We start from the raw sequence: 14,685 nt of genomic DNA on the forward strand, positions 1-14,685 counted from the left end.
GAAATTTTTTATAGCTGTAGGGTTAACCTTTTTAACAGCCACCGTTTTTGCTCAGGAAGCTACAGTGAACTTACAGAAAGAAGTAACTGTTCCGGTTGCAGACATGCGCCTGGACGCCTTGTTGACCCTCGTCAGCAAACAGGCAGGCATCCGGTTTTCCGTGAACACACGGAAGTTTCCTACCTCCAGGACCGTACATGTGAAAAAAGGCCCGCAATCTTTATTAAGGCTGCTCACAGATCTGCGTGAACATACCGGTATTGATTACCGCGTGCTGGGTGGTCATATTATTTTTGTAGATGCCCTGGCGCTTATCCTCACAAAAAAAAATCCTGCGGTTGTAAAACAGGAAAGAGTAACACCCCCCGCCCGTTTTGTAATTATCCCTGTTTCCCCGGTAACTACCAAACAGACAGACGCAATATTTCCCGCGTTGAACACAGTGAAAACAGATACCGGCTACATCAGGCCGAAGGCCATAGCATTCCCCCCGGTTCCGCAGCGGTATGCAGAAAACGGCAACACACCCATTGCCGGTGGCGTTAAAAGAAACGGCCCCGTGTTTTCGTTGAAACCATATGCCGCCGCAGGAATGGTAGCAGATGAATCTTTTTATGTGAATCCAACTATCCAGGCAGGACTCCCATTCCTTTACGCACTGGGCTCCTGGAGTACTAACTTCTCCTTCTCTATGCTCCGTTATGGCGCAGGTACCTCCATACGTTTATCAGACAGCTGGCGTTTACATCTGCAGGGTACTACAGGAAACATGGAAGCGGGCTACGACTCGCTGGGATATATACAAAAAACAGTAAAGGTGCAGCTACACAAATTGGCACTCGTTGGAGAAAAACAAATAGGTAATCATTGGCGGCTTCAGCTTGGGGCAGTACTGAATAGCCTGCAAACAGCCTATTATACAGATGGCAAACCCGCCGCCCTGAAAATGGAGGAGAGCGAGGCGCTCGCACATGTAAAATATTTTAAACCACCTTATACTATCAGTAATAATTTCTCTCCGGATGCAACCCGCAGTAATAAATTATGGATAGGTTTTCAGATCGGGATCTTCTACCGCCTTAATTTTTATAAAGAATAATAAGGTTTTTTTCTCCATTTACGAAGAGAACAATAAAAGTATCATAAAAAAGAAGCCGTCTCACGATATGGAGACGGCCTTTTCCTTTTAATGGTTGGTAATATCATCAGAAGCCCGTCATCGGAACGCTTGCTGGTTGCGATGCTTTGGCCTTCGTGCCTTTGGAAATGCCCTCCTTTATTTTTGCTTCTGCATCATCACTGTACCCGGTGAATCTTTCCATAATTTTACCTTCCGTATCCACGAGATAAAGCGTGGGAATACCGGAAAACTGGAACTGTTCCATCGTTTTATCCTTGTTATCGCTCAGTAACTGATCCCATGGCATTGCTTCTTCTTTCATGGCTTTCTTCCACGCATTTTTATCTGTGTCTATGGAGATGCTTACTACTTCAAATCCTTTGGCTTTATATTCATCATACAGTTCCTTTACTTTCGGAATAGCCTGGCGGCAGGGACCGCACCAGCTTGCCCAGAAATCTACCAGCAGGTATTTACCCTTGTATTTCTCCAGTCCGGCCAGTGCACCGTTGGCATCGGGGTATTTTACGGTTGGCATAGGCTGACCGGTTTTCAGTTTCATCGCCTGCGCTTTATTGGTGATAATGGTTTGCTTTAGCTGTTTGGCCTCAGATAGCCACGGGTAACGCGCAATGAGCTTGTCGAGCAGCTGCATGGCCTTGTCGTATCTGGCGCCGGCCTCTGTGCCTGCCATGCCGCGAAGGGCGTATACCAGTACCGGGCGATCGGCATAGGAGCGGGTGAGCACTTCTTCCCGGATGCTGAAATCTTCCCGCATAGGATTATACTTCTTTGTATTTTTCATATATCCGTACCAGGTAGTATCGGTTGCTTTTTTGGCGTAATACTCCATGTTGTACTCATCAATCATTCTACGGTAATTCAGCTCACCGTTCAGCGTCATCAGGTTAATGAAATTGTTATCGTAAGATCCTTCTACATAGTTATAATGCGGGATTTTAATTTTATAGAAAGAAGTATCATAACCCCTCAGATCCATTTTTACATCTGCATCGCTCCAGAAAGTAGCCCGGTCCCAGTGAAGGGCGTCTACCGTATAGATGCCCTGGTGGTCCTGTTTGATCTTAAAGGTGAAGGTATTGTCTTGCGCCAGCAGGCAGGAATCTACCACTACAGGCTTTCCGCTGAAATTGTCTTTCAGCAGCCATATTATATTGCTGCTGCTTTTAGGATCGGTAAATTCCACGGTACCCTTTACGGTGATAGATTTTACCACGTTGTTCTGCTGTGCCAGCAGGGCTGACGGGGCAGCTAAAAGGGTCACGGGTAGGCACATCGCATAAACTGCTTTCTTCATTATTGGTAGTAATTTATTTTTTATGAATGTACCGGCAAAGTAAACATCGTTTCTTTGATGCTTACAGATAATGGACATACCGGGTACAATAATGTACGAACCGGCAGGAGCTGGGGACCAAAAAAATACCCGCTGTTTTATGGAAAAACAAAGAGGGTATATAGTACCTTCAGCACTTGTTGAACAGTAAACGCACATATAAACCATACCGGTACCTGGTACATCTCGCCGTGTGGATGGCGTTAATATTCTTATACGCCTTTCCCATGATCCGGGTAAACTGGCCTTCATCTTTTGGGATGAAGTGGGTGTTGGTACGCGAGGTGTTGTATGGCTGTATTAACTTCCAGTTGTTTTACCTGTTGGCATTTGTATGGCTGCCCCGGCCCCTGAAAGAACGGAAGTACCTGGAAGCAGCCGCCGGTGCGTTGCTGCTGATCGGTATCTTTTCTGTGATCAAGTACGCAGCAGGCTATTTCTTTTTCCCCGACCAGGTACTGCTGGGCATGATCCCGCTCATTGGATTTCCTAAAGTATATATGCCGTTTACCACTTATTTGCCCGCTACGCTTAAAACCGGCGCTGGCGTGTCTTTGCTGGCATATGGCTATTACCTGTTCCTGCAATGGCGCAATACAGATCCTGCCGATCGCCTGCTGGCTGTCACCGCAGCCCAGGCCCATGCACGGTATGAGCGGATGCACACCGGCTCGCGGCAACTGCTTCACCACCTGCAGCTGCTTACACCGGTACTGGAAGATGAACGGACACGCGAACACGAAGGTACACAGGCCATCCTGCTGCTATCCGACCTGCTGCGGTATATGTTGTACGACAAAGCACTGGAAAACGAACGGGTGACGGTAAAAAAAGAACTGGTGCATTTTGAGAAGTATGTCCACCTGCACGCATTGCTGATAGCCACTCCGCATTTACATCTCCGGGTAACCGGGGAAGAACATCCGGGCCTCATTGCTCCGCTACAGTTACAACAGCTAACGGAAGAAAGCCTGCAACAGTTCAAAGACACAACCGCGGATATTAATATCACGGTAGAAGTGCATACGCATGAACTAACGCTGTTACTCACACAGCGCGACATTGCTCTTGCTCACAAAATAAAACTATATGCATAGCGCCCGTAAACATATCAGCCAGTTTTTGCTCCTGCTGCTGGTATGGATGCTGCTGGTATATGGCGTGAGTCTCCTGATGGCCACCCGGCACATTCCGCAGGTGCTGTGGCGCATCACCATCAACGACGGATTATTTGGCTTCCTGAACTTTATCCAGTTTTACATTTACCTGAAATGGATCCTGCCACCTTTCCTGGAAAAGAAGAATGTGGCAAAACTGTTTAGCTGGCTGATACCAATACTGCTGGGATTTATCCTGTTGAAGTATGCCGTGGCAAAAAACTTTTTCCCGGAAGAAACATTGTACAGAGGCTACCGGATAGAACAGGGGCAACGGGTGGAAATATATACCACACTGCCGCAATACCTGGTAAACGGATTATGGAGCGGAGCCGTCATCATAATAGCCGCTTTTTCCGTACATCTTTTTATGTTGTGGCTGGACGAAGATAAACGCAGGGCCATTTTACAACAGAAGCAATTACAGGCAGAATCAGGTTTTTTAAAGATGCAGCTGAATTCACATTTTCTTATCAATAGTCTGAACAGCATTTATTCACTGGCGCTAACAGGCTCGCCGGAGGTAGTGCCGGCCAATAAAACCCTCACTAACCTGCTCGCCTATATGGTAAATCAGCCGGCTGATATTGAGGGCCGGGAACCGGTATTGGCGGAGATCCGCTACCTGCAGGATTTTGTAGCCCTGCAGCGGATCCGCACAGGTTGTGAGCAAGGTGTTATTTTCAACTGGCCCGCGCAACTGCCGGATAAAAGTATCGCGCCGCTGTTGCTGGTGCCTTTCGTGGAAAACGCTTTTAAACATGGGATCACTAATCGCCCGGAGAAGCCGGTCACCATTACGTTGCAGGGAAGTGAGCAACAACTGGTGTTTAGTGTGCATAATTTTATTTCCGGCGCTCATCACGATAAAACAGGCGGCATCGGACTGGATAATGTGCGGAAACGTTTACAACTGATCTATCCCGGTCAGCATCAGCTGGAGATCACCGAAAGTAAAGCAGAATATTTCATTAACTTAACGGTCAACTGGTAACAATATGGCAGTAAAGTGTATAGTGGTAGATGATGAGCCACTGGCCGCACAGGTATTGGTGGCCTTCATCAACAAAACGCCGGATCTGCAGTTGTTGAAAACATTTCATCATCCGCAGGAAGCGCTGGCATTTGTAAAAAATGAGCCGGTAGATTTAGTATTCCTGGACATACAAATGCAGGAACTCAGCGGCATAGAATTTATGCAGCTCGCACCGGGCGGCATGCAGGTAGTGATTGTTTCTGCCTACGATGAATACGCCGTGGAAGGCTTCGACCGCGAAGCGGTGGACTATCTCCTGAAACCCGTATCGTTTGAGCGCTTCGCCCGTACTGTACAACGGGTGCTGGCAAAAAGCGCTCCCGCTATATCGCAGCCCGCAGGCACCGACTATATTTTTGTGCGCACCGATAAACGCATCGTGCGGGTAGATGTAAAGGATATCCTTTTTGTAGAAGCGCTCCGTAACTACGTAGCTATACAAACTGCCAAACAGAAGATCCTTACGCTACAAAACCTCCGCAGCTTTGAAGACATCCTGGCGCCCTTCCGTTTTTTGCGCGTGCATAAATCGTTTATCATCTCCCTGGATAAAATAGACAGCATAGAACGGCAACGTATTTTCACCGGCGATCATCATGTACCTATTGGAGATGCGTATCTGAAACAGTTCATGGAAGCGATTAATATGCAGCGGTAACATTATTGCATTTAAACTAAAAATGGCCCGCCAACCGGCAGGCCATCTTTAATTTGAACCCCTGAAACCCGGACTCCTCAGGTCCCCGGGGCTACTCCTTTTCTAATCCTCCGCCTCATGAATCGCCATCACCGTTTTTATGATTGCATCTGGTGTAACTGAAATACTATCTATACCTAACTGAACAAGGAATTTGGTGAAATCCGGAAAGTCCGATGGACCCTGCCCGCAGATTCCTACCTTTACGTTCTGTTGCTTCGCTACCTTGATCAGGTGTGCAATCAGCCGTTGCACGGCGGGATTACGCTCGTTATAAAGATTGGCCACCAGGGAAGAATCCCTGTCGAGACCAAGTGTGAGCTGTGTCAGATCATTGGATCCTATCGAGAATCCGTCTATGTATGCAGAAAATTCTTCGGCCATCATGATGTTGGATGGCAGCTCGGCCATCAGGTATACTTCCAGTCCGTTCTGTCCGCGGCGCAGTCCGAATTCCTCCATCGTAGCCAGCACCAGCTGAAGCTCTTCCACGGTGCGGCAGAAGGGGATCATCACCACTACATTCTTTAGCCCCATTGTTTCCCTTACTTTGAGGATGGCTTTACACTCCAGTTCAAAAGCAGGTTTGTATTCGGGGGAATAGTAGCGGGAAGCGCCTCTCCAGCCTATCATAGGATTTTCTTCAGTTGGCTCAAAGTATTTACCGCCTAATAAATTGAAGTATTCATTACTCTTAAAATCGGAGAAGCGAACAATTACTTTTTCCGGGTAAAAGGCGGCGGCAATTTTTCCTACGCCATACGCGAGTTTATCAATAAAGTAATCTGTTTCACTGGCATGTCCCTGGATGAGTTGTGCAATCTTTGCAGACAGTTCGGGATCATTCAGTTCTTTGTGTTTCAGCAACGCCAGCGGATGCGCTTTGATGTAGTTGTTGATGATAAACTCTTCGCGGGCAAGTCCCACGCCTTTGTTTGGCAGGTGTGTGAACTGGAATGCCATCGCGGGAGATCCTACATTCAGCATCAGTGGCGTGCGGATGGAAGGCAGCGTGCTCAGGTCCAGTTTATCTTCCCGGAACGGCAGGATACCTTCATATACAATACCATCGCTGCCTTCTGCGCAACTCACGGTGATGTCCTGGCCGGCGTTTAATTTTTCGGTAGCATCGCCGCAGCCAACAATGGCGGGAATGCCCATTTCACGGGCTACTATGGCAGCATGACAGGTACGTCCGCCCTTATTGGTTACAATAGCGGAAGCCATTTTCATGATAGGTTCCCAGTCGGGATCAGTCATGTCTGTAACGAGGATGTCGCCCGGTTTAAATTCGCTGCCGGTAATCAGGCGGTTGTCGAGGGAGAAGAGGATATTCACTTTGCCCACTGCAATCTTATCGCCAACGGCGATGCCTTTCAGCACTTGCCGGGGAAGCGTACCGTTATGATTGATTGCATAGGTGGTGATCTGGTTATGATCTTTGCGCGAATGAATGGTTTCCGGCCGTGCCTGTACGATGAACAGTTCATTGGTAAGGCCGTCTACCGCCCACTCTACGTCCATCGGGCACCAGCGGCCTTTTTTCTCAGAGTAGTAAGTTTCAATGCAGCGCACCCAGGTAGCCAGCTGCATGATCTGTGCATCGTTTAAACAAAAATGTTGCTGCTGCTTTTTTTCTACCGGGATAATCTTTGTTCTTTCATCACTGCTTTCTCCGTACACCATTTTCTTATCCTTCACCCCCAGTTTCTTTTCAATGATAGGAGTGTAGCCGTCTTGCATACAGGGTTTGAACACAATAAATTCATCCGGTGATACGGCGCCCTGCACAACCATTTCTCCCAAACCAAAAGAGCCGTTGATCACCACTACTTCCTTAAATCCGGATTCGGTATCGAGGGAGAAGGCTACGCCGGAGGCGCCAAGATCCGCACGCACCATTTTCTGCACACATACGGATAAGCCTATACTAAAATGATCATACCCGAAGTTCTGGCGGTAGCTGATGGCACGGTCGGTGAATAAGGAGGCAAAACAGTTTCTTACAGCATCAATTAAAGCCGCGGGGCCTCTTACGTTGAGGAAGGTTTCCTGCTGACCGGCGAAGGAGGCATCAGGAAGGTCTTCCGCGGTAGCAGACGACCTCACGGCCACATCGGTTTGTTCCTGTCCGTATTGATGCGATAAAGCATAATACGCGGCAATGATTTCTTCGCTCAGCTCGTGCGGAAAACGGGTGCTGCTGATAGCCTGCCGTATTTTCTGACCCGCCCTGCGCAGGGTGATGATGTCGCTGTAGTCTACCGTGGCCACCTGCTCTGCAATAAATTGTTCGAGCCCGCTTTGCTTCATAAAATCATAGTATGCTTTGGTGGTGATGGCAAATCCGGAAGGAACCGCTACGCCTGCTTCCGATAAGTTGGCAATCATCTCACCCAGCGAGGCCGATTTACCGCCAACTAAGGCAATAGCATCCATGCCCACCGCGTGGAGCGGCAGTACAATACTTTCTCTCATGTAAAAATGAGTTTAGTGAATAATAATATGGAAGGACGGTTTTTTGTCTCCCAAAACGTGGTTAGATTTCTATGACACCAAATTAGATCATGCGGAAATGGAATAACGGCAACCCGGATAAAAGCGAAAACAAATCTAAAAAAAGGGGATGCCGCCGATTTTTTTTCATCAAATCAGTAGCAGTATCATTATTTTTGATAAAAAATCGGCCCATGAATTTTATACCTGACCAGATTGATATGTGTATAATGGACATATTGCAGGAGGACGCCAGGACCACAAATAAAGAGATTGCCGCCAGGTTGGGTAAGTCAGTTACTTCTATATTTGAAAGAGTGAAACGCCTGGAAGCAGAGGGGTATATTTTACGCTATATCGCCGTACTTAATAAAAATAAACTGGGCAAAAATCTCGTGGCCTGGACCAGCATCACCCTCAAAGAGCATGGCCAGGACCGGTTTCCGGAGTTTGAACAAAAGATCAATACCTTCCCCGAAGTAATGGAGTGCTATAAAATGAACGGGCAGTTCGACTACCTCCTGAAAGTACTCATCGCCGACATGGAAGCCTATGAAGTATTTAATTTCACCAAATTATCCAAGCTGGATAATATCTATAAGATCCGCAGCCTGTTTGTTTTAGCAGAAACAAAACAGGAAGTGGAACTAAACCTCAAAACAGGACTGCAAACAAAACTGCAACAGAAAAATAAATAATTTTAAAAAGTAGGGAGACGGTTTTTTTTCCGGATTATCGTAATTTCAGGAAAAGTTAACCCACATGGCAAAACAAACCGGGATACTCCAGTTCACCGGCAGGCTCGGTAATATTATCGGCTACAGGCGAAACGGATCCTACTTCATTCGCACCATGCCGGAAACAGTCCGGCAAACTTCCGCTACCCGCAAGGCAGCACAGCATTTTGGCATAGCCAGCAGGAAAGGTAAACTGATCCGGCACGCTATTTCCCCTCACCTGGATATCAGGTCCGATGGGGCATTGGTAAACCGCCTGAACAAAATACTTATTCCGGCAGGGCGTGAACATCTGAAGGCCCTCAAAGGATTCCGGTTTAACCGGCATTGCGGCCTGGAATATTTCTTCCCGGAACAACCGGTTATGCAGCACAACACCCTGCAAATACCTGCGCAAATAATTCCGTCACAGGAAACAGCTACCCACCTGGTTGTAAAACTCATTGCGGTACGGCTCTGCTTCAAAGAACGTTGTATCGAAAATGCGCACACTGCCACAGCTACCATTGATCTGAGCCAGCCCTTCAACGGCATGGAACTGGAAACAGCCGTTCCCGGAAAAGGATCGCTACTGGTAATATTACAGGTGCAGCCTTTCAACGGTACCTATGCCATACAGAACAAACGCTCCATGGTAGCGGATATCATAGCAGTAGCCGCACCCGCCCCCATGAAACGAAAGACCATCACAATAGCATCTGATCACCGCATCAAGTCCACCTTTTCTGCACGCATTTGGCGTGTCCTAAGCGACCCCTCGCCTAATCCTCCGCCACTGTTTAGTACCCTTAATGGCCATTCACCACCGGGAATTGTGAAATCCGCAACTTAGTACTTCCAAAAGGCACCAGTGTAATCTCTTCTTCTTCGCCTGTTTCCATACCATAGGTAATACTATACGGAATGGGGCCGGTCATCTCATTGTATAACTGCCAGGAAGGAATCCTTTTTGCCCTTGTTTTAAGGGAGATGGGTACCTGCCCGGGATTCCACGGCCAGCCGGTTTTATTACCATGTTGCACTACCTGGTAACGTGCGGCCAGCTTATCATCCGGAGTGGCTATCAGCGCATAATTCCACGGAGTAGTGGGACGCACTTCCAGGTAACCGGCGCCATATTCCACCGGGTCCTTATCATTTTTTACGGCAGTCACTTCTTCGCCTATCTTCAGCGCATAGGTAACCGGACCGCGTTCTACCGATATCGAATTTTCAAACCAGCGTTGCTGGTAGATATGCATCGGCAACGCCAGCTCCATTACATCACCCGGCTGCCAGGTTCTTTCCACTTTCACTACCTGGTTACCTGCGGCCTCCTGCCATACTTTACCGTTGATCTTTATAATCCCTTTCTTACACCACGCAGGTATCCGCAGGTGAAAAGGAAAGCTTACTTTTTTAGGTGTGTTAACCGTAAACGTAACCGCTTCTTCAAAGGGGTAGTTGGTTACTTCCTTCACCGTAACAGGTGTTTGCCCGGCTACATATATTTTCACTTCGCTGGGGGCATATACTAAAGCCGCCACGCCACTGTCGGCGGTGGCATACCAGAGGTTTTGCGCAAACTTGGGCCAGCCCTGGTGCATATTGGATGTGCAGCAAGGATAACCGGACAACAACCCATAACAAAGATCCGTACCGCTGTGGTTCATATCAAAGTTGCGGATATGCCGCGTAGCCATCACCTGGTTGGCCTGCTGGAAATACTGCCGGCTCATAAAGTCTTCCGTGATCTGCGAAGGCAATACATTAAAGGCAATCTTCTCCAGCTGATCGGCATACCTTACGTCGCCGCTTATCTCCAGGATGCTTTCCAGTGAGAACATCATTTCTACGGCCGTACACAGCTCCGATCCCTGCGTGGGGTTGTTGCCATGCAGGGATTCATCCCCACCATAAAGACCATTCGCCATCCCATTGAATGTACGGAGGTCATCAAACCCTTTGGCGGTGGCCTGCGGGTATAGCGTATCGGGGTGCTGCTGGAAATAGATCATGGGTTCTTTGATGCCCTGTGCAAGGTTTACGCCATGAATGCTGCCTGTGGTAGATAACAGGTTGGTATGCATAAATGCGCCGGCATAGTCGAAGGTTTGTTTATGGAGCAGGGCTGCAAGGTCCAGCAGGAATGCATCTCCCGTAATATTATATAACCAGTATACTACCATCAGGTTATCACCGGCGCGGTACTTTGCCCAGAAAGTCCAGTGATCCAGCGGCTTTTGCGGCAGCTCTTTCAGCTGGTAGCGGAAGTAGTTGGTCATGAGCGTAATGATCCGCGGATCGGCGGTAGCGTCGTAGTATTGCTTCAGTACTTTCAGCATCACCATCTTGGGCCACCAGTCGCGGCTGTTATCCCTTTGAATCCCCGCTTCATAGGGATAGTCTTTCGCCGGTCCAAAATAACCATCGGGTTGCTGGCTTTTGATAGACCATTCTACCCAGGGTTTTACTTTGGCAATCAACGCCTCATCTTTCAGGAGATAAGCCAGCGGCAGGAGCCCATCGATCCAGTAAGGACCGCGTTCCCACTGGTCGCCATCCCCGCCCAGCCATCCGTTCCGCTGGTTCATTACCAGCGGATACAATTTATCCAGCTCACCGGTAGCGCCGTTCTTTTGCTGCACCAGTACGGTGCGCAGCCATCCCTGTGGCGTAATAGCGCCCAAAGGAAGCATGGAGTAAGGTTTGGGATGGAGGGGAGCCCGGTTGCCGTAATAATGCGGCACAGGCGCTGTATTCTTTTTTCCCTGTGCCGCTGCCTGTAAAGTAAGACCCAGCAATATCGTGGAAACTATAGCAAAATGTTTCATAAATGATTTGTAGCGTGGCATAATGAAACGCCAATATATGCCTTATTTTATACGGGTAGTTATCCCGGTTGACTCATTCTTTCTATAAAATGTCTCTCTATATTTTCTTATGTTTGAAAGAAAAAGATGAATCGTATACTGGCAATCCTGTTACTTGGAATTTTAGGAATCAACACATCAAAGGCACAAACCACTCCTTTTACTTTAGGCGAAACACACCAGCTGTCTTCCGCTGTATTGAATGAAACACGCACCCTGAATGTATATCTTCCCGATGGATATGCACAGGCCGTAAACGCCCGCTACCCGGTGGTGTACCTGTTGGATGGATCTGCCAACGAGGACTTTATCCATATCGCCGGCGTGATGCAGTTCCTGACCATGATCCAGCATATGCCGCCCACTATCCTGGTAGGCATCGCCAACAAAGACCGGAAGCACGACTTCACCTTCCCCACCACCGTGAAAAAAGATAAGGCCGATTATCCCACTACAGGCGGCTCGGAAAAGTTTATCCGCTTCCTGGATACAGAACTGAAGCCATACGTACAACAACATTTCCGCACCAACGATACCACCACCCTCGTCGGACAATCACTCGGCGGATTACTGGCTACCGAAATATTACTCAAACACCCGGCAATGTTTAATAACTATATCATTGTAAGTCCCAGCTTATGGTGGGACCAGGAGTCATTATTGAAACAGGCCGGGAAGCTACTGGCTACCGCAGGCAGCGCACAGGCCAACGTTTTTCTTACCGTAGGTAAAGAAGGAAAAATGATGGAAGAACCTGCCCGTCAGCTGGGAGATGTACTGAAGGCTAATCCCGGGGTACGTGTTCATTATGTACCACTGCCGGATGAAACACATCTTACTATTTTACACAACGGGGCGTACAAAGCGTTTCAGTTGCTGAACGGGGCAAAATGATCTACTCATAGTGTATCTGGCAGTTGTTGCAGAAAAAGCTCCGCCGGTTGGTTTTACCCAGATAGGCTTTGATGAGCGGAATCTCACAACGCGGACAAATCGTTTTCGTATGTGCGAGCCAGTGCTTTTTCAGTACAAATGCTTTCTTCCATACAAGAAAGTCGTAACTGTATTGCACGGCTTCGCGCACGAGTTCCTTTTTCTTCTTCAGCGGCAGCTTTCCCACTAAACTTTGCGGATGCACACGGATGCGGAACAACACTTCATTCTTGATAATGTTCCCTACGCCGGCAAAAATATCCTGGTTCAGCAGGGCATCACAAACCAATGCATCGGGTATCTTTTTAAGTTTAGCCATTGCCTTTGAGGCATCCCAGTTTTCATTCAGCACGTCGGCGCTCCAGTCGTATACTTCATCCAATGGCTCGTCTATGACCCTGATGGAAGAAGTATAAAAATTCAGTTCTCCGCTGGCAAACTGCAGATGTAAACGGGCAGGCATATCTTTGGTTTCATTGATCCGGTAAGTGCCAAACATCAGGAAGTGGATTCGGACTGTAAAGCCGGGGAAACAGATCAGGAAATGCTTTCCCCAGCTTTTAAAGGCAAGGATCTTTTTCCCCGTCATCCGGTTGAAATCAATGGTTTTGGAATTGCCGGAGGCGGTGATCACCTTCTTCCCGGTAAAGCGGGTTGCTTCTTCTTTTAATATAACTATAGAAGGTCCTTCTGGCATAAAATTGATGTAAATTTATCTATAGTAGTTTTACTAAATTATGTGCCGTATATATGTCGCAGTTAAGTTTTTTTGATGACAACGAAAGCCTGCGCTTCCCGGAGAACCTCCTGGAATACTATCCTCATTTCCTGGAGGCAGGGCCTGCGCTGGCACTTATGAACGAGCTGATAGCCACGGCGCCGTGGAAACAAACCACGCTCACCATCAAAGATAAAGTACTGCTTACCCCGCGGCTCACGGCCTGGTATGGCGATGCGCAGAAAAGCTACCGGCTGTCGGAGAAACAACTGCACCCATTGCCCTGGACGCCAGCGCTGAGTGTGCTGCGGGAAAAGGTGGAAGCCTTTACACATATGCATTTTAACAGCGTATTGCTGAATTACTACCGGGATGGAAATGATTCCGTAGCCTGGCACAGCGACAATGAAAAAGAACTGGGCCAGCATCCCAACATTGCCTCCCTGAGCCTGGGGCAGGCGAGGAGCTTTGATTTCCGGAATAAGAAAGATCATCAGCAGAAGTATTCCCTTAAATTAGGCAACGGCTCCTTATTAATCATGAAAGGGGATCTGCAGCACCATTGGGAACACCGCATCCCGAAATCGGTCCGGCCCCTGCAACCAAGGATTAACCTCACCTTCAGGATTATTTATTAGGAGGTATTATTACACAGTTGAGGAATAATTGTCACACCCGCTCATGACATCTTGTTACAAATGCCTACTTTCGCAATACGTTAAACACCTGTTTTATGAATCTATACACGGCAGTAGCATTACCGTTATTCCTTTTGACCCTGCATCCACAGGATGTGCACAGCAAAGACAAAGCTGATACGGAATTTCCGGCTCCAAAACCCCAGTCAAGGATTTCTATCGGCAACGGTATAGATCTTATTGTAAAAGGACTCGGTCTGAACATCGACAATGTCCGTTTTATCAAAGCGCCCAAAGCCACCGATTATTTTAAAAAGGCCAACGATAAAGCATCGTATGCACCTTCACTTATCATTGCGGCGGTTAACGGCGTGGAGTCGCTGCGCGATGTAAACCCGGAATCGCCGGCTACCCGCGAACAGTTTGCCCTGGCGCTGTACGACGCTATTCAGTCGACCGGCCAGTACCCCGTGAATATGATGTTTATTAACATCAAGGATGAAAAGTCTTTTGTAAGCGGCGGGATGAATGCCGTGCAAACATTGATCAAGTTTAATGTGGTGGCACTGGAAAATGGTAACTACCGTCCAAAGGCGTATATCACCAAAACAGAAGCGTCAAAAATGGTGAAGAAGGCAGCCGCCTTTATCCAGTCGCATAAAAGCGCAGCCGTAGAACACAGCGGAAAGGAAGCCGCCAGCTTTACTTCTACACCGGTGAATGATAAAGTAAACAGTGTGGTGATTACCGCGGAAAACCAGCCTACATCCGGTTATTCCGTAAAAGTAACCAGTATTGTTTTTACAGAAGCAGGCGAAGCAGAGATCCATTATAAAATCATTGCACCGGCTTCCGGCAGTATGAACCTGCAGGTGATTACATCGCCAACAGCAGAAACATTTGTACCTGCTAACTATAAGGTGGTATTAAAACAAGACTGATAA

At 47.9% G+C, this 14,685-nt stretch carries 13 protein-coding genes; 9 read left to right on the top strand and 4 right to left on the bottom strand.

The window, feature by feature from the left end; translation table 11 throughout:
* Positions 1–64: 64 nt before the first annotated feature.
* Entirely contained in the window at positions 65–1,099 is a 1,035-nt protein-coding gene (locus V7S65_RS02015; RefSeq protein WP_339545051.1) for a hypothetical protein, read from the top strand.
* Positions 1,100–1,205: 106 nt separating this feature from the next.
* Here V7S65_RS02015 and V7S65_RS02020 read toward each other — a convergent pair whose 3' ends face one another.
* Positions 1,206–2,438 (bottom strand): TlpA family protein disulfide reductase, encoded by a 1,233-nt coding sequence (locus V7S65_RS02020; RefSeq protein ID WP_336386387.1) that lies wholly within the window; start codon positions 2,436–2,438, stop codon positions 1,206–1,208.
* A gap of 176 nt (positions 2,439–2,614) precedes the next feature.
* Here V7S65_RS02020 and V7S65_RS02025 point away from each other — a divergent pair, with 176 nt between their 5' ends.
* The 3 genes from V7S65_RS02025 to V7S65_RS02035 are packed head-to-tail and all read left to right on the top strand — an operon-like array spanning position 2,615 to position 5,328.
* Positions 2,615–3,574 carry a hypothetical protein gene (locus V7S65_RS02025; protein WP_336386386.1) on the top strand — a complete coding sequence of 320 codons (960 nt, stop codon included), beginning with the start codon at positions 2,615–2,617 and terminating at the stop codon, positions 3,572–3,574.
* Positions 3,567–4,628: a sensor histidine kinase gene (locus tag V7S65_RS02030; RefSeq protein ID WP_336386385.1), complete on the top strand. Its 1,062-nt coding sequence runs from the start codon at positions 3,567–3,569 to the stop codon at positions 4,626–4,628. Before V7S65_RS02025 ends, V7S65_RS02030 begins: the two co-directional genes overlap by 8 nt.
* Before the next feature lie 4 nt (positions 4,629–4,632).
* Entirely contained in the window at positions 4,633–5,328 is a 696-nt protein-coding gene (locus V7S65_RS02035; RefSeq protein ID WP_079468473.1) for a LytR/AlgR family response regulator transcription factor, read from the top strand.
* A 102-nt stretch (positions 5,329–5,430) separates the two neighbouring features.
* Here V7S65_RS02035 and ppsA read toward each other — a convergent pair whose 3' ends face one another.
* A complete protein-coding gene (gene ppsA / locus V7S65_RS02040; RefSeq protein WP_336386384.1) occupies positions 5,431–7,845 on the bottom strand; it encodes a phosphoenolpyruvate synthase in 2,415 nt (804 codons plus the stop codon).
* A 212-nt stretch (positions 7,846–8,057) separates the two neighbouring features.
* Here ppsA and V7S65_RS02045 point away from each other — a divergent pair, with 212 nt between their 5' ends.
* Together V7S65_RS02045 and V7S65_RS02050 are read left to right on the top strand one after the other, a co-directional pair.
* Complete coding sequence (locus V7S65_RS02045; RefSeq protein WP_079469990.1) at positions 8,058–8,561, top strand: Lrp/AsnC family transcriptional regulator; 504 nt, start codon at positions 8,058–8,060, stop codon at positions 8,559–8,561.
* A 64-nt stretch (positions 8,562–8,625) separates the two neighbouring features.
* Positions 8,626–9,432 (top strand): hypothetical protein, encoded by an 807-nt coding sequence (locus V7S65_RS02050; RefSeq protein ID WP_336386383.1) that lies wholly within the window; start codon positions 8,626–8,628, stop codon positions 9,430–9,432.
* On the opposite strand, the gene V7S65_RS02055 is transcribed toward V7S65_RS02050, so the two are convergent.
* A complete protein-coding gene (locus V7S65_RS02055) occupies positions 9,389–11,413 on the bottom strand; it encodes a beta-L-arabinofuranosidase domain-containing protein (RefSeq protein WP_336386382.1) in 2,025 nt (674 codons plus the stop codon). The genes V7S65_RS02050 and V7S65_RS02055 overlap by 44 nt on opposite strands.
* A 126-nt stretch (positions 11,414–11,539) precedes the next feature.
* On the opposite strand from V7S65_RS02055, the gene V7S65_RS02060 reads away from it, so the two are divergent.
* Entirely contained in the window at positions 11,540–12,346 is an 807-nt protein-coding gene (locus V7S65_RS02060) for an alpha/beta hydrolase (protein ID WP_336386381.1), read from the top strand.
* Position 12,347: 1 nt separating this feature from the next.
* Here the strand turns inward: V7S65_RS02060 and V7S65_RS02065 are convergent, their stop codons facing one another.
* Positions 12,348–13,082: a DNA-formamidopyrimidine glycosylase family protein gene (locus V7S65_RS02065; RefSeq protein ID WP_336386380.1), complete on the bottom strand. Its 735-nt coding sequence runs from the start codon at positions 13,080–13,082 to the stop codon at positions 12,348–12,350.
* 53 nt (positions 13,083–13,135) lie between these two features.
* On the opposite strand from V7S65_RS02065, the gene V7S65_RS02070 reads away from it, so the two are divergent.
* The gene (locus V7S65_RS02070; protein WP_336386379.1) at positions 13,136–13,741 is read left to right on the top strand and encodes an alpha-ketoglutarate-dependent dioxygenase AlkB family protein; all 606 of its coding nucleotides are present in this window, start codon (positions 13,136–13,138) and stop codon (positions 13,739–13,741) included.
* A 95-nt stretch (positions 13,742–13,836) separates the two neighbouring features.
* Positions 13,837–14,682 (top strand): protease complex subunit PrcB family protein, encoded by an 846-nt coding sequence (locus V7S65_RS02075; RefSeq protein ID WP_079468469.1) that lies wholly within the window; start codon positions 13,837–13,839, stop codon positions 14,680–14,682.
* Positions 14,683–14,685 lie beyond the last annotated feature (3 nt).

Origin of the sequence: Chitinophaga sp. CCNWYY40, assembly GCF_037483205.1 — a bacterium.
Classification (GTDB): domain Bacteria; phylum Bacteroidota; class Bacteroidia; order Chitinophagales; family Chitinophagaceae; genus Chitinophaga; species Chitinophaga ginsengisegetis.

Excerpts from the sequence above, each read along its gene's own strand:
- V7S65_RS02020 (WP_336386387.1), bottom strand. The coding sequence starts at position 2,438 with ATGAAGAAAGCAGTTTATGCGATGTGCCTACCCGTGACCCTTTTAGCT.
- V7S65_RS02030 (WP_336386385.1), top strand. The coding sequence starts at position 3,567 with ATGCATAGCGCCCGTAAACATATCAGCCAGTTTTTGCTCCTGCTGCTG.
- V7S65_RS02035 (WP_079468473.1), top strand. The coding sequence starts at position 4,633 with ATGGCAGTAAAGTGTATAGTGGTAGATGATGAGCCACTGGCCGCACAG.
- ppsA (WP_336386384.1), bottom strand. The coding sequence starts at position 7,845 with ATGAGAGAAAGTATTGTACTGCCGCTCCACGCGGTGGGCATGGATGCT.
- V7S65_RS02045 (WP_079469990.1), top strand. The coding sequence starts at position 8,058 with ATGAATTTTATACCTGACCAGATTGATATGTGTATAATGGACATATTG.
- V7S65_RS02050 (WP_336386383.1), top strand. The coding sequence starts at position 8,626 with ATGGCAAAACAAACCGGGATACTCCAGTTCACCGGCAGGCTCGGTAAT.
- V7S65_RS02055 (WP_336386382.1), bottom strand. The coding sequence starts at position 11,413 with ATGAAACATTTTGCTATAGTTTCCACGATATTGCTGGGTCTTACTTTA.
- V7S65_RS02060 (WP_336386381.1), top strand. The coding sequence starts at position 11,540 with ATGAATCGTATACTGGCAATCCTGTTACTTGGAATTTTAGGAATCAAC.
- V7S65_RS02065 (WP_336386380.1), bottom strand. The coding sequence starts at position 13,082 with ATGCCAGAAGGACCTTCTATAGTTATATTAAAAGAAGAAGCAACCCGC.
- V7S65_RS02070 (WP_336386379.1), top strand. The coding sequence starts at position 13,136 with ATGTCGCAGTTAAGTTTTTTTGATGACAACGAAAGCCTGCGCTTCCCG.
- V7S65_RS02075 (WP_079468469.1), top strand. The coding sequence starts at position 13,837 with ATGAATCTATACACGGCAGTAGCATTACCGTTATTCCTTTTGACCCTG.